The sequence below is a fragment of the Diplocloster modestus genome (genome assembly GCF_019042245.1).
Taxonomy (GTDB): Bacteria; Bacillota; Clostridia; order Lachnospirales; family Lachnospiraceae; genus Diplocloster; species Diplocloster modestus.
The window spans coordinates 185,190-208,152 of the sequence record NZ_JAHQCX010000007.1 but is presented as its reverse complement, the minus strand read 5'-3'; the positions used below and the strand labels follow the sequence as shown (position 1 = coordinate 208,152).

The window sequence follows — 22,963 nt, the reverse complement described above, 5'->3', positions numbered from 1 at the left end:
ATATGGTTGTGAAAGAACATCCGATACTGGAAATGTCACAGGATGCGAAGATGGTCCGCATCACGGTAGACGGAAGGCCCCTAATGGTCAGGGAGGGGCAGATGATTGCCGCCGCGCTTCTGGAACGGGGAATCAGAATCAACCGGTATACGCAGAAACGCCGGGAACCCCGCGGCATCTTCTGCGGCATCGGACAGTGCACGGACTGTGTGATGATCGTGGATGGTATGCCGAATGTCCGCACCTGTATTACCCCGGTAAAAGAGGGGATGGTCATAAAGACCCAGGGAATGGATGAGATGGAGGTCTGCACATGATTAGAAAATGTCAGGTAGCCATAATAGGAGGGGGGCCGGCCGGACTGGCCGCGGCCATCGAGTGCGGAAAGGCCGGCGCGGATACGCTGATCATAGATGAAAATGCCCGCCCCGGAGGGCAGCTGTTCAAACAGATTCACAAGTTTTTTGGCTCCCGGGAGCACTATGCCGGCGTGAGAGGTTTTGATATCGGGGAACAGCTTCTGGATCAGGTAAGACAGGCTGGAGTGGAGATCTGGCTCGAAAGTACGGTTTCCGGCATCTTTTGTGGAAACCGGATCCCGGTCGTGAGAAAGGAGTCCGAAAGACAGATGATTCACACTGTGGAGGCGGAGAAGATCTTAATCGCGACCGGCGGCCAGGAGAACGCGGTACAATTCGAAGGATGGACACTGCCCGGTGTAATGGGAGCCGGCTGTGCCCAGACGATGGCGAATGTGAATCTGGTCCGCCCAGGAGAACGGATTCTGATGATCGGATCAGGTAACGTGGGACTGATGGTCAGCTACCAGCTGCTTCAGGCCGGGGCAAAAATTCAGGGGATTGTAGAAATGGCAGGCCAGATCGGCGGGTACGGAGTCCATGCGGCGAAATTAAGACGTGCCGGCATTCCCTTCTACTTAAATCACACGATTCTCCGGGCGGAAGCGGGACCGGACGGGACGACAGCCCGCGCGGTGATCGGGCGTGTGGGGGACCAGGGAACCTGTATACCGGGAACGGAGCTTGAGTTTGACGTTGACACGGTCTGTGTGGCGGCGGGGCTTCGTCCGATCACAAAGCTTGCAAAAATGTGCGGGGCAGAGCTTATGTTTGTTCCGGAGCTGGGCGGATGGATGCCCAGACACGACAGCCACATGCAGACCACAGTACCCGGAATCTATGTGGCAGGCGATCTGGCGGGAGTCGAGGAAGCCAGCACAGCGATGGAGGAAGGAAGGCTGGCTGGTGTGAATATGGCGCATGCGCTGGGACTGCTCTGCGATGAGGAGGCCGTAAAACAAAATGGAGTGATCGGCAAAAGGCTGGAAGCGCTGCGGCTGGGGCCTTTTGGAGAAAGGCGCCTGAAAGCGAAACGCAGAATTGAGGAGGGGAGGTGTCAGCAATGAGTTTATTAAGGGATGGATATCTGTCTATGGAGGAACTAAGAGAGTACAGGAGGCTGCCCTCGAAGGAGCGGTTCGCCCAGGGCCCGGTCGCAGTTCTGGAGTGCTGTCAGGAGATCCCCTGTAATCCCTGTGAGAATGCGTGTCCGTTTGGCGCGATCCATGTGGGCAGCCCGATTACAAATCTGCCCTGGCTGGATGAAGCCAAATGTACGGGGTGCGGTACCTGTATCGCCCACTGTTCCGGGCTGGCGATCTTTGTGGTGGACAAAACATACGGTAAAGACGAAGCTTGTGTAAGCTTTCCCCATGAATATCTCCCGCTGCCGGTCAAGGGGCAGCAGGTGAAGGCGGTTGACCGGACAGGAACGGCAGTCTGTGACGCCACGGTGGTACGGGTGGTAAATGCTAAAAAGGCGGATCATACTCCGGTAGTGACGCTGGCTGTGCCCAGGGAGTTCGCGGATACCGTCAGGGGAATGAAGCGCCTGGATGGATACGAGGAAGCGGCGGACCCGGATTCCTGCATCGTCTGCCGGTGTGAAGAAATCACAGCAGGTGAGATTCGGGAGGCTATCGCGCAGGGCGCCGGCACCGTCGCAGAGGTCAAGCGCAGAACACGCGCGGGAATGGGACTGTGCCAGGGCAGGACGTGTTCCAGAATCATCACCCGCATGATCGCACAGGAGAGGCAGATGCCGGCGAGCGGGATTGGGCAGGATACAGCCCGTCCGCCTGTGAAGCCTGTGCCGCTGTCTGCTTATTTGGAGGATTAGAAGATGGGGATATTTTACAAAACGCTGGATATCGTGGATACCCATACCTGCGGCCAGGCCACCAGAACCATCGTCAGCGGCGTGCCGAGGCTGCACGGAAAAAATATGATGGAAAAAATGCTGGATTTCCAGGCTAACTGTGACTGGATCAAATCCGTCCTTACCTGTGAACCAAGGGGGAACAGCCTGACCTCGGTGGCGGTCCTGACGGAGCCCACCATGGAAGATGCGGATGCGGGAGCTTTCTATTTCGAGGCCCACGGATATATGCCTCTGTGCGGACATGACACCATCGGTTTATGCACGATGCTGGTGGAGACGGGACGTGTGGCGGTTACGGAGCCGGTTACCAGGATCAAATTAGAGACACCGGCCGGTCTGATCCGTGTCGATGTGGAGGTGAAAGATGGCAGGGCCATTTCGGCTGCCTTCCAAAACGCTCCCTGCTTCGCGTTCGGGTGGGACTATTCCGTGGAATTCGAGGGGAAAAAGATCCCGTTCGCGGCTGCTTATGGCGGAAACATCTATGCTATTGTTCCGGCGAAAGCTCTGGGTGTGGAACTGAAAGCGGAAAATCACGGGATAGTCGTAGAAACTGCACTGCGCCTGATGGATGTGATCAATGAGAAATATGGGGAACAGATGGTACATCCGGAACAGCCGCTCCTAAAGGGTATCACGCATATGATGGTCACCGGTGAGATCCGGGATGCGGCGCATAGGAAAGAAAAGCAGATTCTGTCAAAAAACTGTGTCTGCACGAAGCCGGATGCCTTCGACCGCTCCCCCTGCGGAACAGGGACCAGTGCCAGAACCGCTCTGCTGTATGCGCAGGGGCTTCTGCGGCCGGGGATGGTGTTCAGACATTGCAGTATCATAGATTCACTGTTTGAGGCCCGCATTGTGGATGAGGTAACCGTCGGTCCCTACCGGGGCGTAATCCCGGAGATTAAGGGAAATGCTCATCTGACCGGATTTGCTAAAATAATCGTGGATCCAACGGACGATAAGGGGCTGGGATTTTCACTGTGAGACATGAGAAAATTAGAACAAGTATAAGATAAGAGACAAAAAACTTAAATAAATGAGAAAAAATTGGAGGTAATAAAAATGAGTGATTTCAGAGGAGTATACCCGGTTGTCGTAACCCCGTTCAAGGAAAACGGAGAGATTGATTTTAACGCGTTGGCGGAACATGCGGACTGGATGATCAAAGAGGGAGTGCATGGGCTGATTCCCAACGGGTCCACCGGCGAATACGCGGCCATGACCTGGGATGAGCAAAAAGAAGTGATCCGATGTGTGGTGGACGCCGCAAAAGGCCGTGTACCCGTGGTCGCCGGGGTTACCGCGGAGACTGCGAACCGTGTGATCGAGCTGGCAAACACGGCCAAAAGCTATGGCGCAGACGGAATCATGCTCCTTCCTCCGCCTTATAATAATCCGACCCAGGAAGAAGTCTACAACCATTTTAAAACCATATCGGAGTCCGTGGATATGCCGATTATGGTATACAATAATCCCTGGTCCACCGGTGTGGATATTTCATCCGATACGCTCCTTCGTCTGCTGAAGCTTAAAAATATAGAATACTGCAAGGAGTGTACGGGGAATGTCCGCAGGCAGCGCCAGATCCTGCTGGGTTCCAATTATGGGATTAAGATCTTTTCCGGCTGGGACGATCTGTGCTATGAAGCGATCGCTTTCGGCGCTGTGGGCTGGGTATCCATGGCAGCCAATGTGTTCCCGAAGACCTGTGCGGATATGGTAAATCTGTTGTTTGAAAAGAAATACGAGGATGCTTGGAAAATATATCTGGAACTGCTGCCCTGGCTCTCTCATCTGGAGGATTACGGAAATTCCAAACAGGCGATCAAGTACGCTGCTTCGAGACGCGGAAGGAATCTGGGCACCTGCCGCCAGCCATTCCTTCCAATTTCAGAAGAGCAAAAAGAGGCGGTGGACCAGGCGATCGCCGGTTTGCTGTAGTGTGAGGTGAACGTGATGAATAAAATAAAAATTCCAAAGTCAGAGTTTGAACTGCGCATCCAAAATATCCGTGGTATGATGGCCGAGAGGGGAATCGACGCCGTTTTAATCTACGGCGATGAGTACCGCAAAGAGAATCTGCGCTATGTCAGCAATGTATGGACGATCTTCGAACGGGGAGCTCTGCTGTTAGGCATGGAGGGGGATCCGATTGTCCTGTGCGCACCTGAGGGCGTGAAGGTGGCGGAGGAAGTGTCGGCCTGGCCGGATATCCGTCTGCTTCCGGAATTCGCCTGTGTCACGGTGCCGGATGTGATCGACTATCCGCTGGCCCAGTATACGAGCCTGAAATCGTTATATGAAGAAATGAACACCAGACATCCGGTCCGGAAAATGGGAATCGCCGGTTTTGACGCCATGTCCTATGATCTGGGATGTACGTTACGCAACGCGTTTCCCTGTGAACTGGTAAACATAAATGATATCCTGTTTAAGCTGCGGCTTACCAAAAGCGAACATGAGGCTGCCTGCTTAAGGGAAGCGGGCCGGATCGCAGAGTGCGGCGTACGGGCAGTGATGAACGCGGATATCATCGGGATGAGCGAGCATCAGGCCGCTTCGATCGGGGAGGCCGCATGCCGTGCCGCGGGAGCCGAGGCAATGATCTTTACCCTGTTCTCGTCCGGAGAACGCACGGAAACCATTGTGGGCAGATCCTCCGGTAAGATGATAGAGGATGGAGATATGATACAGTGCGCGTTTGCAGTCCAGTATGAGGGCTATGTGTCTACCTGCCAGGTCCCGTTTGCCGTGGGAACAGCCAGCCCGGATACGGAAAGGGTTCTGGACGTATTGTTCCATGCCTATGACCGGGGAATCCGGCAGCTGAAAGCGGGTAATCCGATGAAAAACATGGTCTGCGCAGTACGGGATTATTTTGCGGAGCAGAACTTATCGGAATACGACGTGTATCCGCCGCTGCACGGAATCGGATGTGCTGAGGCAGAATCTCCCTATCCGGATTCTAATACGGAGACATTATTTGAGGCAGGAATGTGTGCCAATACGGATATCAGCCTGTTTGGACTGCCCGGAGGGTCGAACCGGGTAGAGGCAGGATTTATCGTGACAAAAGACGGGGCGGAATGTCTCACGCCGTATGTCACGGAATGCTGTGACAGATGGCTGTCAGGAAGAAACAGATAATTTTGTAACCGCAAAGGGCTGCTGGCGACAGCTGACAATAAACACAAATAAGAAAAAAGAGGATGTACCCAGTGTTGATATGCCCCTTGTCAAGTAGACAGGTAAAATATCTAAAATGAAGTGCAGAAGAACGATCACACAGATTTGTGTGGTCGTTTTTCTATGCACACCATTTTTCTTCTTCAGCTGTATATTTTCTTCGTTTGGACATAAAAAATCCCCCTTAAGTAGATTTTGGTTATTTACCTTGTCTACTTAAGGGGAATCATATCATGTTGGGAGCATCCTCTTTTTTTGATTCAAATGAGCAGGAGAGTGCGTTCTTTTCTCATTATGATCCGGAGACTGTGGAGCTTTTAACGGGACTGGCGTAATAATATTGGTTATTTTGTAAGAAGTATGACTAGTTTGAAGAAAATTCAGACTGGAGACCAGTGTGCTGACCACATTATACTTAGCTTAACAGTGTTGCCTATTTTGCCATCTGCCGCGTTGTCGTCAGTCAACGATGCACCGCATCGCCTCCTTCCTTCGCCTTGCAGACTGATAAAATATTCAGCACTGTTAAGCTAAGTATAATGTGGTCAACACACTGGTATAGAAAAGGTGTGAGGCGCATAGATCAGGCAGGGTACCTGTATGTTACATAACATACAGGTACCCTGCCTATTGTATATTACTGCCCTTCCTGTTCATCCGATTTAGTATGGATAATCTCCATATCTTTTGCAGTGATATTCAGATGGTTTTTCATCTCCTCCACCGCCTGCAGAGGAGCGCAGATCTGGAAGCACTGCAGGATTCTGGTGTGGGGCTCCACCGCGTTGGCATACACGCTGGTGTTCATAAAGGAATCACCGCGGTATTTGCGGAAGCTGGCCAGCAGCTGCTTGTTGATATTGATTAATAAATTATTATCTGTGAATTCGATGATTTTAGAGTGATATAATTCATCCAGCATAATCATCTGCGGTCCGTCATGATTCTTTACAGCTTCCAGAAATGACTGGTTGATGCTCTCCAGTTCTCCCACCTGCTTCGTGGTAGCCCGTTCCACGGATAAGCGAACGGCCAGGGTCTCGATAGCCATCCGGACTTCCATGAAGTCGTTAAAGCGGGCATTTTCAATATCATACCAGTTGGAGTGATTGGGTATCTTCTGATATTCCGCCACATAGGCGCCTTTTCCCGGCAATATATCTACATATCCCAAAGCCTGCAGCATACGCATGGCCTCCCGGACACTGGTACGGCTTACTTTCAGATTTTCACAAAGGTTTGATTCTGTCGGGAGCTTTTGACCGGGCTCGTATTCACCGGAATCGATCAGTTCCTGAATCCTTTCTACGACGGTATCGGTAACCGATATCCTCCTTATTTCTTTCATAAGCAATTCCTCTCCCTCGATTTTTGTTTAAACTAGCGGAACTGTCTGATGTCATATTTGATCAAAACTGAAACCATACTTGTATGCTAGCATATTTTGGCAAAGATTTATAGTGAAAAATGTCCGAAAGCGAAATTCGCTGGTCGTCAATACACAGTTGAAAATATCAGGACGAATAATACGGACAGGATACCGGTGAGGACAAGGGACAGGCTGCTGACGGCGCCCTGGATTTCACCCATTTCCATAGCCCTGGCCGTACCGATGACATGGGAAGCAGTTCCGATACCTACACCCTGACTGATGGGATCATCGATGCTGAAGAGCCTGCAGACCCATTCCGAGGTTATATTGCCCAGTATACCGGTAAGGATAATGACAACCGCTGTTATTGTAACGAAACCGCCCAGTTCCTGTGATACACTGATTCCAATTGCGGTAGTTATGGACTTCGGCAGCAGGGTTACGTATTGCTGATGATTCAGCCTGAAAAGCGCGGAACACAGAAGTACGATCAGCATATTCGTCACTACTCCGCTCAGGACACCGGCAATAATCGCCCTCAGATTGTTTTTCAGCAGCATTATTTTTTCATAAAGCGGAATGGCCAGACATATGGTGGCCGGGGTCAGCAGATAGCTCAGATACCGGCTGCCCGCTTCATAATTCTCATAATCCATATCCAGCGCTTTCAGACAGATAATCACAAGGATAATGGCTATCAGCAGCGGATTACACAGAGCGATCCTGCATCTTTTTTTGATCATACATCCTATCTCATAGGCGGCGATACTTAGAAACAGGCTGAAATAAACGGAATTGTGGAATAAGCTCATATGATTCGACGCTCCCTTCTGTGACGAAAAAACCGGGTCGTCGCCGCACTGACGGCTGTCACAGCCAGGGTGGAGACAACCGTAATAAACGAGGCAGGGAAAAGGAGAGGATAAAAAGCCTGCCAGTCTTCCATGAGGCCGGCACCCGCAGGAATGAACATCAGTGGCATGAGATCGATCAGCAGCTTTCCGACATCCTGTATTTGCTCCGGTTTCAGTATTTTACGAAATAGGAGAAAGAACAGGATGATCAGTCCATAGATGCTGCCAGGTATGGGGAGCGGGATCAGCGCCCGCAGGAATTCTCCGGCAAGGGCGATTCCAAGGATAATAAGGATCTGCTTGACGTATTTCATATTTATCAAAGTGCCTCCAGGACAGCATTTTTCAGCCGGATCATTTCCGGCTCGGTGCGAATATCAGAATCCTCAGCCAGGTGCTTTATTAAGAAATCCAGGCTTTCCTCCGAAGTATCATATCCGATATCCCCAAGTGTCAGCGGCATGTCCATTCTGCGCATGATCTGGCGGACCTGCTCGATTTCAGAGGAACGGCACTGATTGAAGGACATCTGTATGAGAAGGCCGATGGCTACCAACTCACCATGAAGGAAAGCGCTGCCTTTAGACGTGTGATAGTTCCGGATAAAGTCGTAGGTGGCATGAGCGACAGCCAGCTGTCCGGAACCGTTTGCGAATCCGCTGACGATGGATGTGTGAAGCAGATTTGTCAGGATTGCGTCGTCAAAGCGTCTGGCCGATCCGTTGTTCGTATACAGATCTTCGTACTCACCAGATAAAAACTCATAGATCGCTTTTGCATTGATAATCTGTATATATTCCTTCAGATCACAGCTCTGGTATCCGGTAACCTGTTTTTTGTGCAGGGACTCCGGATATTTTGCCATGGAATCCAGAATACCCGCCGCCAGCGTGCGCCTGGGTGCGGTTGCGATCAAATCATGGTCTGCTATACAGACATCGACTTCTTTTTTCAGGTTAACGGCCGGGGAACGCTGTCCCTTTTCATTATACATGATGGCTACCATGGAGGTGGCCGCGCAGGTGGCGATGGAGGCAGGCACGGTGATGACCGGGAGGCCGGAAAATACGGAGGCACATTTTACATTATCGATGCACCTACCGCCGCCCACGGCCACCAGTACGCTGCAGTCCTTATCTGTTGCAGTCTTAACAAATTCCATAGCCCGGTCTGTGGTACAGGAACCAGTGTGGGTTAATGCGACATAGGGGGTGCCGTCCGTCTGAAACAGAGGGCTGGCACAATCCCAAAAGCGTTCCAGGGATGTCCTGCCACCGATGATCAACGCTTTTCCTCCCAATCTGCGGATTTCTCCGGGGAGATATTGAATGGCCCCTTTGCCATGAAAAAATTTTCCACATCCGACTTTTAGTGGTGACATTTCTGTTTTCATAATTTCTCCTTTTATCTCTTTTGGTGTTAAATGAATATTGCTGATTTTCGCTTGATATCTTATCCTAATTCCTTAATCCTTTGGGATCGCGCAGTCCGAAGGTTTGCGGGCAAAACTTGTTCTTAACTGAAATATTTACGACATCATACAATGTTATGTGGTTGGTTATAGAATAATCTAGGAATATTTTTTTGTCAAGCAGATAAGAAGAAAGCCTTTTAAATTTATTGATTGACGATTGTATGACGACGATTGTGTGCAAAATGACGGTGACAAGCATGAAAAATATTGAAATACAGCGATAATTACAATGTTCGAACGATTGAATTGTGAAAACTTCACAATATATTAAAAAAATGAAAGATTATATTGACAACTAGGTGAGGAGGGTTATATGCTAGATACATGAAATGACATCATACAATATTACGTGTGGCGATTTCAAACACATATTCCCGAAAAAGTTACTGTTTCAAACGGAAACATTCTTTTAGCGGAAAAAAGGTAAGGAGAAAAAGAGTCATATGGAAAAGAGATTTGAGGGAATCATCCCACCGATTGTAACTCCGTTTGACGAGGACGGTACCATTAATGAAACACAGCTCCGCAGCGAGATGAAAATCTGCATGGATGCGGGAGCAAACGGACTCAGTGTGGCAGGCAGTACCGGAGAGGGCCCGACGATACGGGATGAAGAGTACGGGACGTTAATAGGGGCTGCCAAAGATTACGTATCCGGTGAGCAGCCTATCGTCTGCGGAATTATGAGAACCTGCACCAGGGATGCCGTAAAGGCTGGACTGGCGGCGAAAGAAGCGGGGGCAGATGCAATCATGGTTACTCCGCCCGCCTATAATGTATTGGTACCCAATGAAGAGGGAATGTATGAGTTTTATCGAACCATTTCCCGGGAAATAAAGCTTCCCATTATAATTTATAATGTGATTCCCCAGAATACCATTTTACCGGGGTTATTCAAGCGTTTGCTGGACACCACGGATTATGTGATGGGGATCAAACAGAGTGTCGGCGGGATACAGGCGCTGTATGCGGATATCATGTCAGCAGATCAAAAAGGCCGGGTGTATGCAGCCACGGACGATATGATTTTTTCCTGTTTTGAACTGGGGGCCGCAGGGGCGATCAGCGCGATCCTCTCATTGTTCCCCAATAAGTGCCAACAGATGTGGGAATGCGCACAGAAGAAAGAGCATGAGAGAGGTCTGGCTATTCAGAACTCCCTGTATCACACCTGGCAGTGCATGGGAGGAAACCAGTTCCCGATCCGCCTGAAGTATGCGCTGCATTTGATGGGCCGGGAAACGGGATTCTGCAGAAGCCCGATTACATATCTGCCCGATGATGAGAAAACAAGAATTCGGGAAGCTTTACTGAAATAAGTCCATCCCACAAGGATTTATCTAAATAAAAAGACTAATTTAATAATGGAGGATCATGAAAATGAACAAATTTGTGGAAAAATACGGACAGATTTTACTACCGCTCATTACCCCTTATGACGGGGAAGAAAATGTCAACTATGCATGTTATGAGGAACTGATCGACTATGTGATAAAGAACGATCTGTGCGATTCCCTGATCGTGACCGGTACAACCGGAGAGGCTAGTCTTCTGACCTTCGATGAGCGGGTGAAACTGATGGAGACAGCAGTAAAAGCGGCGGACGGAAGAAAACCTGTCATCGCCGGAACCGGCTGCGCTTCTACGAAAGAGACCATCGCCCTGACCAAAGAGGCGGAAAGGCTGGGGATCAAGACCTGCCTGATCGTATGCCCCTTCTATAATAAACCCACTCAGGCCGGCATTTATAACCATTTTGAAGAAGTGGCGAAGAACACCACCTGTGACATTATGTTATACAATATTCCGATATTTGTCGGAGTTAATATGGAAGCCGAGACCGTAGCGCGCCTGGCCTTGATCCCCAACATTATCGGTATCAAAGATGAGGCGGGCATCAATCCCACGCAGGTTACAGACTTTTTCCTGGCTACTGAAAAGGTGGACCCGGATTTTGCCATCTACAACGGTGACGATATTATGCTGCTGCCCACCATCGTGCAGGGAGCCATGGGACTGGTCAGCGGCGGTGCGCACATTTTCGGACATGAGATCCGCCGGATATTCCAGGCGTTTGCCGAGGGGAAAAACGAGAAGGCGAAAGAGCTGTTCGTACCGATCTACCGGTTCTGTAAGACCACCGGACAGAATGGAAGAATCCTTCCGAACTCTATTATGCGTCCGGCGATCGAGATGGTAAGCGGAATACACCTTGGGCCAGCCAGAAGCCCGCTGGCCCCCGCTACGAAGGAAGAAATGGATGTAACCGTGAATGTATTAAAAGAGATTGGAAAGATTCAGTAAAACTTTGGCAGGTAAGAGAAGAATTAAGCAAAACGATAGGTCGATACACGTCGTTCATGAGGTACATATAAAATGGATGCAGCATATAAACTGGGGGCTGGACGGTATATCCAGATGCCGGGAGCACTTAAATTAGCCGGTAAGGAGATTGGCAGATTCGGAACCAGGGTGTTTATCATCGGAGGGACGACTGCTTTATCAATCGTGGAAGATACGCTGCGGATGAAGCTTAAAGAGAGCCATCTGGAGTATGAATTCAGGACCTACAATGGCTACACGGACAGGGAGACGGCTGCCGCACTGGCACAATATGTGAGAGAGCAGGGATTTGAGGTGGTGGCGGGAGCCGGAGGAGGCCGGATCATGGATCTGGTGAAGGCTGTCGCACATCTGGCCGGCACCCCGGTCGTTACGATTCCAACATCTGCGGCGACCTGCGCGGCCTACACGCCCATGAGTGTGATGTACACGAAAGATGGGGCCGCTTTGGGCACGGCCGGCGGGAATTTCTACCATGAATATGAGGTGAGCGCGGTGCTGGTGGATGAAGAGATTATGGTCCAGCAGCCTCCCAGATATGCCGCGGCTGGAATGCTGGACAGTATGGCCAAGTTTATCGAGATTCAGAACGGCCATGCGAAGATAGATGAGAATACGTTCAGCTTGGAGATGGATACCGCCTATACACTGGCGGCCTATATCTACCGTATCCTGGAACGGGACTGTCTGAAGATATACGGAGATATCCGGGATCACCGGCTGACAAAGGAAGTCCACGATTTTTTATATATTAATTTCGTATTGACCGGTTTCATCAGCGGCAGTTCCAAAGCACTGGGACAGACAGCGCTGGCCCATGAGATGTATTATGCCGCCCGAATGTTTTTTACTGATGAGGCGCAAGCTTATCTCCACGGGGAGATCGTTGGCACATCCCTGATTCTGCAGCTTTGTTATAACCGGGCAGAAGAGCAGATTCCAAAGTTCAAAAAATTTATGAAATGTATGAATATGCCGGTTTCCCTTGAGGATCTCGGAATCCCTGTGACAGAAGAAAACAGGCAGAAAATATATCGGTATCTGGCAAGTACGGATTTTGTGGAAGATACGGTAGAAAACCGCCGGTTTCTGAAAAGGGCGGTAGAAGCTGTCTGCAGTGGAGGTTGCGACAAATGATGGAGATGGAATCCCAATTGAAAAATCCGGCGGGGGAATACCGAAGTGTTCCATTCTGGTCCTGGAATGATGAGCTGGAGCCGGAAGAGCTGATCTGGCAGATACGGCAGATGAAAGAAAAGGGGATCGGCGGATTCTTCATGCATGCCAGGGGCGGTCTGAAAACCCCTTACATGGGCGAAAGGTGGATGGCCTGCGTGCGTGCCTGCGTGGAAGAGGCGAAGAAACTTGGGATGGATCCGTGGCTGTACGATGAGGAGGGTTGGCCCAGCGGTTTTGCCGGAGGAGAGGTTACGAAACTGGGAGACCGCTATCACACCAGATGGATGGAGCTGTGTCAATGCACACCTGCGGACGTTGACCGGAATCTTTCCATCCTGGGGGTATACTCTCTTGACGGACGCTATCTGTACGGATCCCGGGAAGAAGCGGTAAAGGCTGAAAAAACTGATCCCATACAGGGGGCCGCGCAGAAAACCGTCTATGTGGTCAGTGAGAAATCAAATCCATATTATGTAGATGTTTTAAATCCGGATGTTATCCGAACGTTTCTGGAGGTTACACACGAAAAGTATAAAAAAGAGTTCTCTTCGGAGCTGGGTACTATCATTCCCGGGTTTTTCACAGATGAGCCGCAGTTCTCGAAACTGAAAATCCCGTATTCCTACCTGCTTCCCGAAAAATTTAAGAAAGCGAACGGATATGAGCTTAAGGAGCACCTTCCGGCTTTATTCTTGGATCTGCCAGACTGCGGTCAGTACCGCTATGATTTCTGGAAGGTCATATCCAGGATGTTCACGGAAGGTTTCTGTAAAACAATCTATGAATGGTGCCAGGAAAACAATTGCCAGCTGACCGGCCATCTGATGCGGGAGGATTCCCTGCTGATGCAGATGCAGGCTACGGCCGGTGTTATGCCGTCCTACGAATATATGCATGTTCCGGGGATTGACTGGCTGCGAAGAAGGATATCTTCTCCTTTGACGCCGAAACAGGCAGGAAGTGCTGCCGCCCAGCTGGGCAGGAAGTTTGTACTTTCGGAGATGTTCGCGATGGTTGGCTGGGACTGCAGTCCTGAAGAGTTAAAATGGATCGCCGAATGGCAGTATGTGAACGGGGTCAACCGGATGTGCCAGCATCTGGAGGCTTACAGCATCCGGGGAATCAGAAAGAGGGATTTTCCTGCTTCCCAGTTCTACCAGCAGCCCTGGTGGGAGGAGTACGCAGACTTTAATGAATATTTTGCCAGGCTGGGCCTGCTGCTGACAAGCGGCCGGGTGGAAGTGGAGCTGCTGCTGCTGCATCCTATGCACAGCGGCTGGCTGCTGTATGACGGACGGGAGGAGGGAGAGATCATCTCTTTTGGACAGAAGTTCGAGGATCTCTCACAGCGGCTGGCCGACTCTCACATCGATCATCATTACGGGGATGAGACGCTGATCGCCCGGCACGGTAGAGTAGAAGGGGACCGGTTTTATATAGGGCAGTGCGGCTATCGGGCTGTGGTCATTCCGGATATGCGCTGTATGGATCAGCGGACCGTAGAACTGCTGCTGCAGTTCTCGCGGAACAAGGGCCGCATCTACCAGATGGGAGAATTCCCGGAATACACGAGTCCGAATGTGCGGGAACAACTCTCGTATCTGCGGGACTATGCGCGGACGGTTGAGATCAGTGATTTAAAAAAGGACATGAACAGGTTGACAGATTTCCCGATCTCTATAACAGAGAACGGGGAGGAAATCCCCAGCCTGCACTATCAGCTGAGAAAAACGGATACCGGACGGATTCTGTATGTGGTGAATCTGGATACGCTGATGGAGCGTAACGCAAGGTTCCGCTTCAGCGGTAACTGGCAGATTACGGAATATGTACCGCTGGAGGATGGTAAATATCTGTTGGATACGGATAGGGAGCGGTCAGATGAGACTTCTTTCTGTGTGCGGCTGGCGGCGAGAGAGAGTAAGGTATTCTTTATTCAGAAGCCTGAAGCCGGTCAGGCGGAGAAAATGACTGAAAATCAGGCGGCTGATAGCTGGGAATCCGCAGACAGAGACTCTTCCCGGACTATCATCCTACACAATGGCGGAAGTTGGAAGATCCGGCATGCGGATCTGAACGCCATGACTCTGGATCGCTGCCGATACCGGATCGATGGCGGTGCGTGGCAGGATGAAATCCATACGATCCGGCTGATGGACATTTTACTGCGGGAGGAACGGCCGGTACAGACGGAGCTTTTATTCTCCTTCCGGATGGATATCGGACCGGAGGAAACGAAAGAATTCTATCTGGCTGCCGAGATCGCGGACCGGCTGTGCGCATGTATCAATGGGGAGGACGTGGTTCTGTGTGAACAGGGCTGGTGGAGGGATAAAGGGTTTCGAACCTATAACATCCGCCCTTATATCCGCAAAGGAGATAATGAAATCATCCTGAAAATAGACTTCAGGCAGCCGCAGAAGGTGTATGATGTACTGTTTGGGGAAAATGTACTGGAGACGGAGAAGAACAAGCTTACCTTAGAGACGGAAATCGAAAGTATCTATCTGCTGGGGGATTTTGGAGTGATGAACCGCAATGGTTTTTCCTATTCATGGCGAAAGGAACTGATCTGTGATCCGGAATTCTCTATTGTGAAAATGCCTGTGTCGGTATATGGAGATGATTTCACATCCCAGGGCTTCTGCTTTTTCTCCGGCAAGCTTGAGATCAGCCAGGATCTGATCCTCCATGAGTATGACGATTCGCTGGGGGTTAAGATTCAAAGCCTGAGAGGCAGCCGTATTCTCTACCGTTTTTCAAAACCTAACGCAGCGGTTGCTAAGCTAAGCATCAATGGAAAGCCGGTTAAAAAATTTCTGTGGCAGCCATACGAATGTGATATTACGGACTACCTGAAGTATGGAAAAAACGAAATCGTCTGGGAACTGTATTCTTCTAACCGGAACCTGCTGGGGCCCCACCATCACGTGGACGGGGAGCTCTATGCCGTCTGGCCGGCGGATTTTACCGGGGAGCCGAGTCCCTTTAAAGCGGATCATAGAAATGTATGGTCGGACGATTATCATTTTGTAAAGTTTGGCCTGTAGGGAGGAGATCGGATGAACAAAAAGAAAAAGTTATCAAAGCTGGCATTCAGCGAGGCTGTACGGGGATACCTGTTTATCCTGCCGGCCATCGCGCTGCTGGCCGGCCTGCTGTTTATACCTATGTTAAATGGGTTCTGGTACAGCTTTACGGATTTTAACATTCTGAAAAGCTGGGATAAAAATTTTATTGCGCTGGACAATTTTAAGAAAGTATTTTCCAGTGCGAATTTCGGAGAAATTCTCGGAAACGAGGCACAGTTTGCCATATCGGTAACAGTGATCACCGTGGTTATCTCCATGCTGATCGCGCTGCTGCTAAACAGCGTAAAACACTGCAAAAACCTGACAAGGGCTTTGGTATTTATGCCGTGGGTGCTGCCGGAAGTGGTGGTCGGCGCAATCTGGCGCTGGCTGCTGAATGGAGAGAAAGGCCTGATCAACGGAGTGCTGGTGGACTACCTGCACCTGCTGCCGGAACATATACAGTTCTTTTCGGAGGCATTGTCGATGGTCTCGGTTTCCCTGGTGTACATCTGGAGGACCTATCCTTACGTGACCATCATGCTATCAGCCGGATTACAGGGGATCGACAAGGAACAATATGAAGCGGCGTCCATCGACGGCTGCAACGGCTGGAAAAAATTCTGGTACATTACCCTGCCGAATTTGAAATATGTCCTTTCCATCTGCTCTTTGATGGCTATGATCTGGACGATGAATGGATTCGGTATCCTGAACATCCTGACTGCGGGAGGCCCCGGTGTATCCAGCACAACCCTGCCGGTGATCATCTATAAGACCGCGTTCCAGAAGTTTCGGTTTGGCTTGGCCTCATCCTATTCTGTGATCCAATTTCTTATCATTATGATATTTGCCGTTGTCTATCTAAAACTGACGAAGGCAACAGACGAGGAGGGCGTATAACCATGAAAAGCAAATTATTATCCGTGCTGAGAGTTCTGGGCATCCTTGTTGTTCTTTTTGTGGCATTATTCCCACTGGCCTGGATGGCGATCACTTCCTGTAAGAGTATGACAGAGCTTTTGAAAATCCCGGTAACGATTTTACCAGAGAATTTCACACTGGATTCCTACTATGAGGTCTGGGTGCAGAAACCCTTTCCCCGCTATATATGGAATTCCCTGAAGATATCGGTCGTGGCCACATTACTGGGGATGATCGTGTCAAGCCTGGCGGCCTACGGGTTTGCCAAGTTCCGGTTTCCGTTCAAAAAGGGTTTGTTGATGTTCGTTCTGGTGGCCCAGATGTTCCCCGGAACCTCGGTGATTATACCATTATTCTCTACTTATAAATCATACGGACTGTATGATTCCCACTTCGGACTGATGCTGCTGTACGCGACTATAAGCCTGGCGTTCTCGATCTGGATGATGTACGGGTATTTCCGGTCGGTTCCTTCGGAACTGGAAGAGGCGGCCCGCATCGATGGCTGCAGTGCATTAAAAACTTTTGTCAATGTGATCCTGCCCATATCCAAGCCGGGAATAGCGGCCGTGGGGGTATACGCCTTCATGTGTTCCTGGAATGAATATCTTTACAGCCTGATCCTGCTGACAACCGAAAGTAAATATACCATATCCCTGGGACTATCCAGTTTTATAACGGAATTCGGGACTTACTGGAACCAGATGGGGGCGGCATCGATTATCGTAACCATCCCCACATTATTAATCTTTATCCTGCTGGGCAAGAACCTGATCGCAGGCCTGACGGCGGGAGCAGTGAAGGGCTGAGTACGCTCGGAAATTTAACGGGATTATTTCCGGATAAATGTATAAGAAAATCCGGAATTGATTCATAACACATTTCTAATTTAAAGGAGGAAGTATTTCATGAAAAGGAAACTTATTTCATTGTTACTGGCCAGTGTCATGACCGTATCCTTGCTGGGCGGGTGCGGTGGTTCCCCGGAAGCAAAAGAGCCGTCAGCTGCGGATCAGGGCGGCAGTTCCACTGACGCAGGTGAGGACAAAGCGGCGGAAGGGACAGTGGAGATTGACATGTGGGTGTTCGGAGGATTGTCTGCAGAACCAGTGGTGTTCCAGGATATGGCGGAACAGTTTAACGCCTCCCAGGATAAGGTCCATGTAACCGTTACCGCCCAGGAGTGGGGAAGCCGTCAGGAAAAAATAGTGACAGCTTATCAGGGTGGAAATGATACCGCTCCCGACCTGTATGCGTTTGGCCCCTGTATCGATGACTATGGCAAAAAGTTAGGAATTATCTCTCCGCTGGAAGATGTGCTGCCGGATATCGCCAGCCAGGTAAAAGAGCGGATACTGCCGGAAGTTGTGGAAGGTGTGGCTTCCCGTGACGGCAAGCTGTGGACCATACCGGCCTGGGTAGACCTTTCCCCTTATATGATGTACAACATCGACGCTTTGAAAGCGATCGGCCGTGATGAAAATAATGTGCCGAAAACCTGGAGTGAGTTCAAAGAGGCCGCTATCGCCATGAAGGACGCGGGTTATACCGGATATTCCGTTCCCTTAAGCATGGAGAATTATTCCGATGTAAACAATGAATTCAATTATTGGAACTGGCAGTTAGGCGGCGCTCCCATGAATGACGAAGCCACTGAAATGACCATGAATGACGAGCACGCGGTGACGACGGTGGAATTCCTCAAGTCCATGTATGACGCCGGAACTTTCTCGGATAATGCGGCCAACGAGACTTATATGGACAGACATGAGCAGTTTTTTGGCGGTGCCATCGCAACGAACATCGGTTACACCTATATTAACGGTATTTTAACCGACATGGAAGTGCCGGAAGATTTCAACTACATTATGGCGGATATGCCGATACCGGATGACGGCATGAAGATTGATCAGGACAAGGCTTTTTACCGCATGGTCAGCTCTAATATGGAGATCAGCATCTCCTCCATCACGGACAAAGCGGATGCGTGCGGCGTATTCTTACAGTACCTGATTGACAACAACTTCTGGCATAAATGGGTAACAGATGTCAAAGCGAGAGCGCCGATTGATATCGCTTCCTATGAGGATGAAGCTCTGAAAGCGGAAACTATCGAAGTACAGCCCGACCTGGTGAGAATGTATGAGGCCGGCACACTGATGGACGGTGTAAAACCGAAACCCAGTTACGGCGGTGTGACCGAGATCCAGACCACCATGGCAGAGTATCTGATCGGAATTATCCAGGGCAAATATCCTTCGGTACAGGAGGGGCTGGATGAATTAAACGAAGCGTGCCAGGCACTGCTGGATGAGTACAGCGAAGAATAGTTCCGGCAAACGGTAGAAACTCGAATGAAAAGAAAAATGTCTGTCTGCCGTGAAGGAACGTGTACGGCATGGTAAGGCATGATAAGGGCAGAGATCTGTGGAAAAAGGAATAACCTCCGGATCTCTGTCTTTTTATTCAGGGGATAAGCAGGATATAAAGGACGATTAGGAGATAATGGACAAGATGGACGGCAAAATAATGAGCAAGATGAAAAACAGCGGCATTCACAATAACAGGAGCTACAGCGGGAAGAGCAATGCAGGCAGAGGGGAAAAATACATAAGCCTGTTCTACGGAGGCCTGCTGTTACTGTTCACCGGCGTGATATACTCCTGGTCGATATTTGTCGCACCGCTGGAGCTTGAATTTGGTTGGGACCGCTCTCAGACTTCCGTCGTTTTTGTACTGTCCATGGCGGGGTACAACATGGGCAGTATGATCAGCGGAGTTATCATTTGCAGATATTCCCACAGAATTACGCTGTCCATATCCGCGGTTTTATTGCTGTTGGGCTTTCTGGGAGCATCCCGGCTTGACTCATTGATGGAAATATATGTGTTCTACGGAGTGATCTGCGGCCTTGGGATCGGCATTGCCTATAACACAGTGGTGAGCACCGTGCTCACCTGGTTTCCGGATGACACAGGCACCGTGTCCGGACTGCTGCTGGCAGGCTATGGGATCAGCAGTTTTCTGCTGGGGCCGGTGATTAACTGGATGCTCTATGAAGGAGCTGGCTGGAGGGATACTTTTGATATTATGGGCTGGATGTTCTGCGGCCTGATCCTGGGCGCCTGCGTAATAATCCGGAAGCCGCCGGCGGCCCAGTGGATTGCTAAGGACAGCGAAGGGGAAGGCAAAGAGATATCTCCTGGCCAAATGCTGCGCAGGCAGTCTTTCTATCTGTTTTTTGGATGGCTGATCTGTATCGGCTCCATAGGTCTTGGCGTGATCGGGAGCGGAGCGGTACTTCCGCTGGATATGGGGGTGAACTCTGCAGAAGCCGCGTGGATCGCTGGGGTGCTGAGTGTGGGAAATGCTATCGGAAGACTCCTGTACGGCCGGTTGTGTGACCGCAAGGGTAGAAGCTTTGGAATGGGGACTGCCGCCGTCAGTGCCGGAATCGCGTCGCTTGGCCTGCTGTCCGCGCAGCTGCTGGGGAACAGCGTGGTCCTGACCGGCGCCTATCTGTTTATAGGGCTGGCATACGGAAGTCTTCCGGTGCTGATCACTTATTTTTGTACCAGGCAGTACGGAACCCGTTACCGCAGCATCAACCTGGGAATACTCAATGCTAACGGTATGGTTACCAGTGTCCTGGGGTCCTGGGGCAGCGGCGCGTTATATGAGAGGACAGGTTCCTATACGGCCGCGTTTTGTGTTATGATAGGGATTAGTATTTTAGCTCTGGTCTTATGGAAAATGGTGAATCAGGAACTCAAAAAGGAGAATAGATATGGAACAGACAAAGATACCGTACGATGGAAAAAGGAAGATGGTGTTTCAGGATGGAATGATATATAGCAAAGAGGCACAAGATTTTCAACTGCCGCAGGAGCAGAGAAAGTGGGAGGCAAAGTGGATCTGGGCGCCGGCGGAAGAATATCCGGAGTATCAAAATTGTGACTACACTATGTTTCAGAGAATGGACGGCCCCTTTGCTGTTTTTATATTCCAGAAAAAAATCCTGTGCAAAGAAAAGCCAGACCTGGTAAATTTGTACATAACTTCGGATTCCTCCTATAAAGTTTATTTAAACGGCCAGCCCGTTGGAAGGGGAAGCGCACAGCCGGGCGGTGATTACGCGAATTGCGAAAGCGTACCGTATAAATTCTATGAGAAATATCCGGTTCAGGATTTTCTAAGAGCTGGGGAAAATGTGATTACGGTTCGCGTATGCCTGGGAGCAGTGGTACAGTCGGAGATTTCCTGCGGACATGGCGGCCTGCTGGCCGAAATTACGGTGGGCACACAGGAGACAACTCTGACCGCCACGGATGGTTCATGGAAATGTATCCGAGACAGGGCATACACGGCACGATCCTCCTGGGACGGAGCTTTTATCCTGGAAGAGGAGGCTGAGGGATACCGGGATGAGACCTGGACCTGGGCAGAGGTGGTGAAGAACCAGGAGATATTCCCTCCTGTATATGCCACACCGATACCAGACCTGGTGTATCTGGAACGGCGTCCGGAAAAAGTGCGGAACCCGTTTGATCCGGAGGGGGAGCGGGTTATATATGAAAAAGATTTAAACAGTATCCGGATAACAAAGGGAGAGCCTGTGACGTTCTGGTTGGATTTCGGCAGGATCTATGCGGCCTATTTTTTCCTGAGAATTAGAGGGGCCAAAGGAATAAAAGCCGTGCTGTACATGCAGGAGTTCCCGGGGAAAATAGAGCGGGAAGGGACGGCGTTTACGCTGACCTTAGGGGAAGAGGAGGCCAGCCTGGAAACCCTCAGGCTGCAGAGCATCCGGTACGTACAGATCACGCTTACCAATGTCTGGCAGGACTGTGTGATCCATAACGCAGGAATCAATATAAGCGCCTACCCGTGCGAATTAAAGGGAAGCTTCCAGTGCAGTGATCCTCTGCTGGAGAAAATCTATCTGGCCGGATGCAGGACCAATCAGATCTGCCGGCAGACTTACCATATGGACTCCCCGATCCACCAGGAGCCTCTGGGGTGTATGGGGGATTATATGATTGAGAGCCTGATGAATTATGTCACTTTCGGGGACCCTTATCTTACCAGATTTGATATCTTGAAGATAGCCGCCTATCTGAAAGAGCGGGACTACCGGATGTTTCATCCCAGTTACTGTCTGCTATACATAGGAATGATCCTGGACTATGCCATGTACACAGGAGATACAGATCTGATGTCCCGCACGGAAGAAACCATAGATGGGATCCTCCGTCTATTTACCTCCTATCTGGGCGCAAACGGTCTGATGGAAAAGGCGCCCAACTATATGTTCATGGACTGGGTGGAGGACGGCGGTTTCAACCGACATCACCCGCCGAAATGTATGGGACAGGGGTATCTGACCGCGATGTTCGCCGGGGCTCTGGAGCGGACGGCCGTGATCCTTCGTATGCTTGGCGGCAGGAAACAGAAGATCAACCGATATGAGGCATTGCGCCGTCAGGTAGTTGAAAGTATACGCCGGGAACTGTGGGATGATGAGAAACAGCTGTATATGGACGGCTTGTATGATCCGGCGGCCCGGGAATCCACCAGATGGCTGCCGGCAGATGTGGATCAGAGATTTTATAGTCAGCACATGAATACACTTGCGGTTCTTTACCATATCGTACCGCAGGAGAAAGAACGGGAACTGATGGTGCGTGTTATGGAAGATCCCACGCTCAGCCAGGCGCAGCCCTACTTCATGCATTTTGTATTTGAGGCGCTTTATCAGACCGGACTGTTTGAGACATATGGCCTGAAGCAGATCCGAAGGTGGGAAAGCCTGCTGGATGAGAACCCGGATGCCTTAAAAGAAGTATGGTATGGATTCGACTGTGATTATTCTCATGCATGGGGAGGTACTCCTACGTATCAGCTGCCAACCAGGATACTGGGAGTAGTTCCGGCGGAACCAGGATTCGGTAAGATCCGGTTTCGGCCCTGTCTGCCGAAAGAGCTCTCCTATGCCAGGGGCGCCATCCCGACCCCAAAGGGAGAGATACGGGTAGAACTGAAACGAATGAATGGACAGGTAAAGTCACAGATCCAATTGCCCGAAGGGATTCAGATGGAGGAATAGTACTCCGCACAAATTAGAGAATTCATACCGCATCTGCATTTTATATGCTATTGGTTTGACAGAATGATAAATTAATACATCGTTTTACTGATTTACCCACAAGTATTGCTTGAAAAAGCATTCTACACATATAAAAATACGGTCATCCGATAGTTCGGACAGCCCACTCACCTCCCTGTGATTTGTAGTATACTGAGTATCCCTATG

The 22,963-nt window shown here is 50.2% G+C and carries 19 protein-coding genes; 15 read left to right on the top strand and 4 right to left on the bottom strand.

The genetic code is table 11. From position 1 onward, the window contains the following. Positions 1–2: 2 nt before the first annotated feature. The 6 genes from KTH90_RS12405 (at position 3) to KTH90_RS12380 (ending at position 5,394) form a co-directional block, all read left to right on the top strand. Positions 3–317: a (2Fe-2S)-binding protein gene (locus KTH90_RS12405; RefSeq protein ID WP_158352911.1), complete on the top strand. Its 315-nt coding sequence runs from the start codon at positions 3–5 to the stop codon at positions 315–317. Continuing rightward, positions 314–1,426 carry an NAD(P)/FAD-dependent oxidoreductase gene (locus KTH90_RS12400; RefSeq protein ID WP_238726884.1) on the top strand — a complete coding sequence of 371 codons (1,113 nt, stop codon included), beginning with the start codon at positions 314–316 and terminating at the stop codon, positions 1,424–1,426. Before KTH90_RS12405 ends, KTH90_RS12400 begins: the two co-directional genes overlap by 4 nt. Beyond that, positions 1,423–2,199, top strand: a complete 777-nt coding sequence (locus tag KTH90_RS12395; RefSeq protein WP_158352910.1) for a (2Fe-2S)-binding protein — start codon at positions 1,423–1,425, stop codon at positions 2,197–2,199. Before KTH90_RS12400 ends, KTH90_RS12395 begins: the two co-directional genes overlap by 4 nt. 3 nt (positions 2,200–2,202) lie before the next feature. Beyond that, a complete protein-coding gene (locus KTH90_RS12390) occupies positions 2,203–3,231 on the top strand; it encodes a proline racemase family protein (protein ID WP_238726883.1) in 1,029 nt (342 codons plus the stop codon). Between the two features lie 78 nt (positions 3,232–3,309). Next, positions 3,310–4,188: a 4-hydroxy-tetrahydrodipicolinate synthase gene (gene dapA, locus KTH90_RS12385; protein WP_238726882.1), complete on the top strand. Its 879-nt coding sequence runs from the start codon at positions 3,310–3,312 to the stop codon at positions 4,186–4,188. Between the two features lie 15 nt (positions 4,189–4,203). Then, positions 4,204–5,394 carry a M24 family metallopeptidase gene (locus KTH90_RS12380; RefSeq protein ID WP_158352907.1) on the top strand — a complete coding sequence of 397 codons (1,191 nt, stop codon included), beginning with the start codon at positions 4,204–4,206 and terminating at the stop codon, positions 5,392–5,394. Positions 5,395–6,070: 676 nt separating this feature from the next. On the opposite strand, the gene KTH90_RS12375 is transcribed toward KTH90_RS12380, so the two are convergent. The 4 genes from KTH90_RS12375 to KTH90_RS12360 form a co-directional block, all read right to left on the bottom strand. Continuing rightward, positions 6,071–6,781, bottom strand: coding sequence for a FadR/GntR family transcriptional regulator (locus KTH90_RS12375; protein ID WP_158352906.1), 711 nt, complete (start codon positions 6,779–6,781; stop codon positions 6,071–6,073). Positions 6,782–6,927: 146 nt separating this feature from the next. After that, positions 6,928–7,617, bottom strand: a complete 690-nt coding sequence (locus KTH90_RS12370; RefSeq protein ID WP_158352905.1) for an LrgB family protein — start codon at positions 7,615–7,617, stop codon at positions 6,928–6,930. Next, the gene (locus KTH90_RS12365; RefSeq protein ID WP_238726881.1) at positions 7,614–7,973 is read right to left on the bottom strand and encodes a CidA/LrgA family protein; all 360 of its coding nucleotides are present in this window, start codon (positions 7,971–7,973) and stop codon (positions 7,614–7,616) included. Before KTH90_RS12365 ends, KTH90_RS12370 begins: the two co-directional genes overlap by 4 nt. Before the next feature lie 5 nt (positions 7,974–7,978). Beyond that, on the bottom strand, positions 7,979–9,052 hold the full coding sequence (locus KTH90_RS12360; protein ID WP_158352903.1) for an iron-containing alcohol dehydrogenase: 1,074 nt from the start codon (positions 9,050–9,052) through the stop codon (positions 7,979–7,981). Positions 9,053–9,576: 524 nt separating this feature from the next. On the opposite strand from KTH90_RS12360, the gene KTH90_RS12355 reads away from it, so the two are divergent. The 9 genes from KTH90_RS12355 to KTH90_RS12315 all read left to right on the top strand — a co-directional run bounded on the left by KTH90_RS12355 (position 9,577) and on the right by KTH90_RS12315 (position 22,756). Beyond that, the gene (locus KTH90_RS12355; protein WP_158352902.1) at positions 9,577–10,452 is read left to right on the top strand and encodes a dihydrodipicolinate synthase family protein; all 876 of its coding nucleotides are present in this window, start codon (positions 9,577–9,579) and stop codon (positions 10,450–10,452) included. A 61-nt stretch (positions 10,453–10,513) separates the two neighbouring features. After that, entirely contained in the window at positions 10,514–11,437 is a 924-nt protein-coding gene (dapA, locus tag KTH90_RS12350) for a 4-hydroxy-tetrahydrodipicolinate synthase (protein ID WP_158352901.1), read from the top strand. Positions 11,438–11,509: 72 nt separating this feature from the next. After that, positions 11,510–12,613, top strand: a complete 1,104-nt coding sequence (locus tag KTH90_RS12345) for an iron-containing alcohol dehydrogenase family protein (RefSeq protein ID WP_158352900.1) — start codon at positions 11,510–11,512, stop codon at positions 12,611–12,613. Continuing rightward, positions 12,610–15,705: a glycosyl hydrolase gene (locus KTH90_RS12340; protein ID WP_158352899.1), complete on the top strand. Its 3,096-nt coding sequence runs from the start codon at positions 12,610–12,612 to the stop codon at positions 15,703–15,705. The genes KTH90_RS12345 and KTH90_RS12340 overlap by 4 nt, the downstream gene beginning before the upstream one ends. A gap of 12 nt (positions 15,706–15,717) precedes the next feature. Next, complete coding sequence (locus tag KTH90_RS12335) at positions 15,718–16,629, top strand: carbohydrate ABC transporter permease (RefSeq protein WP_158352898.1); 912 nt, start codon at positions 15,718–15,720, stop codon at positions 16,627–16,629. A 2-nt stretch (positions 16,630–16,631) separates the two neighbouring features. Beyond that, complete coding sequence (locus tag KTH90_RS12330) at positions 16,632–17,459, top strand: carbohydrate ABC transporter permease (protein WP_238726880.1); 828 nt, start codon at positions 16,632–16,634, stop codon at positions 17,457–17,459. Between the two features lie 99 nt (positions 17,460–17,558). Then, positions 17,559–18,980: an ABC transporter substrate-binding protein gene (locus tag KTH90_RS12325; protein WP_158352896.1), complete on the top strand. Its 1,422-nt coding sequence runs from the start codon at positions 17,559–17,561 to the stop codon at positions 18,978–18,980. Between the two features lie 184 nt (positions 18,981–19,164). Then, the gene (locus tag KTH90_RS12320; RefSeq protein WP_238726879.1) at positions 19,165–20,505 is read left to right on the top strand and encodes an MFS transporter; all 1,341 of its coding nucleotides are present in this window, start codon (positions 19,165–19,167) and stop codon (positions 20,503–20,505) included. Continuing rightward, positions 20,438–22,756, top strand: coding sequence for an alpha-L-rhamnosidase C-terminal domain-containing protein (locus KTH90_RS12315; RefSeq protein ID WP_158352894.1), 2,319 nt, complete (start codon positions 20,438–20,440; stop codon positions 22,754–22,756). Before KTH90_RS12320 ends, KTH90_RS12315 begins: the two co-directional genes overlap by 68 nt. The last annotated feature ends 207 nt before the right edge of the window (positions 22,757–22,963 follow it).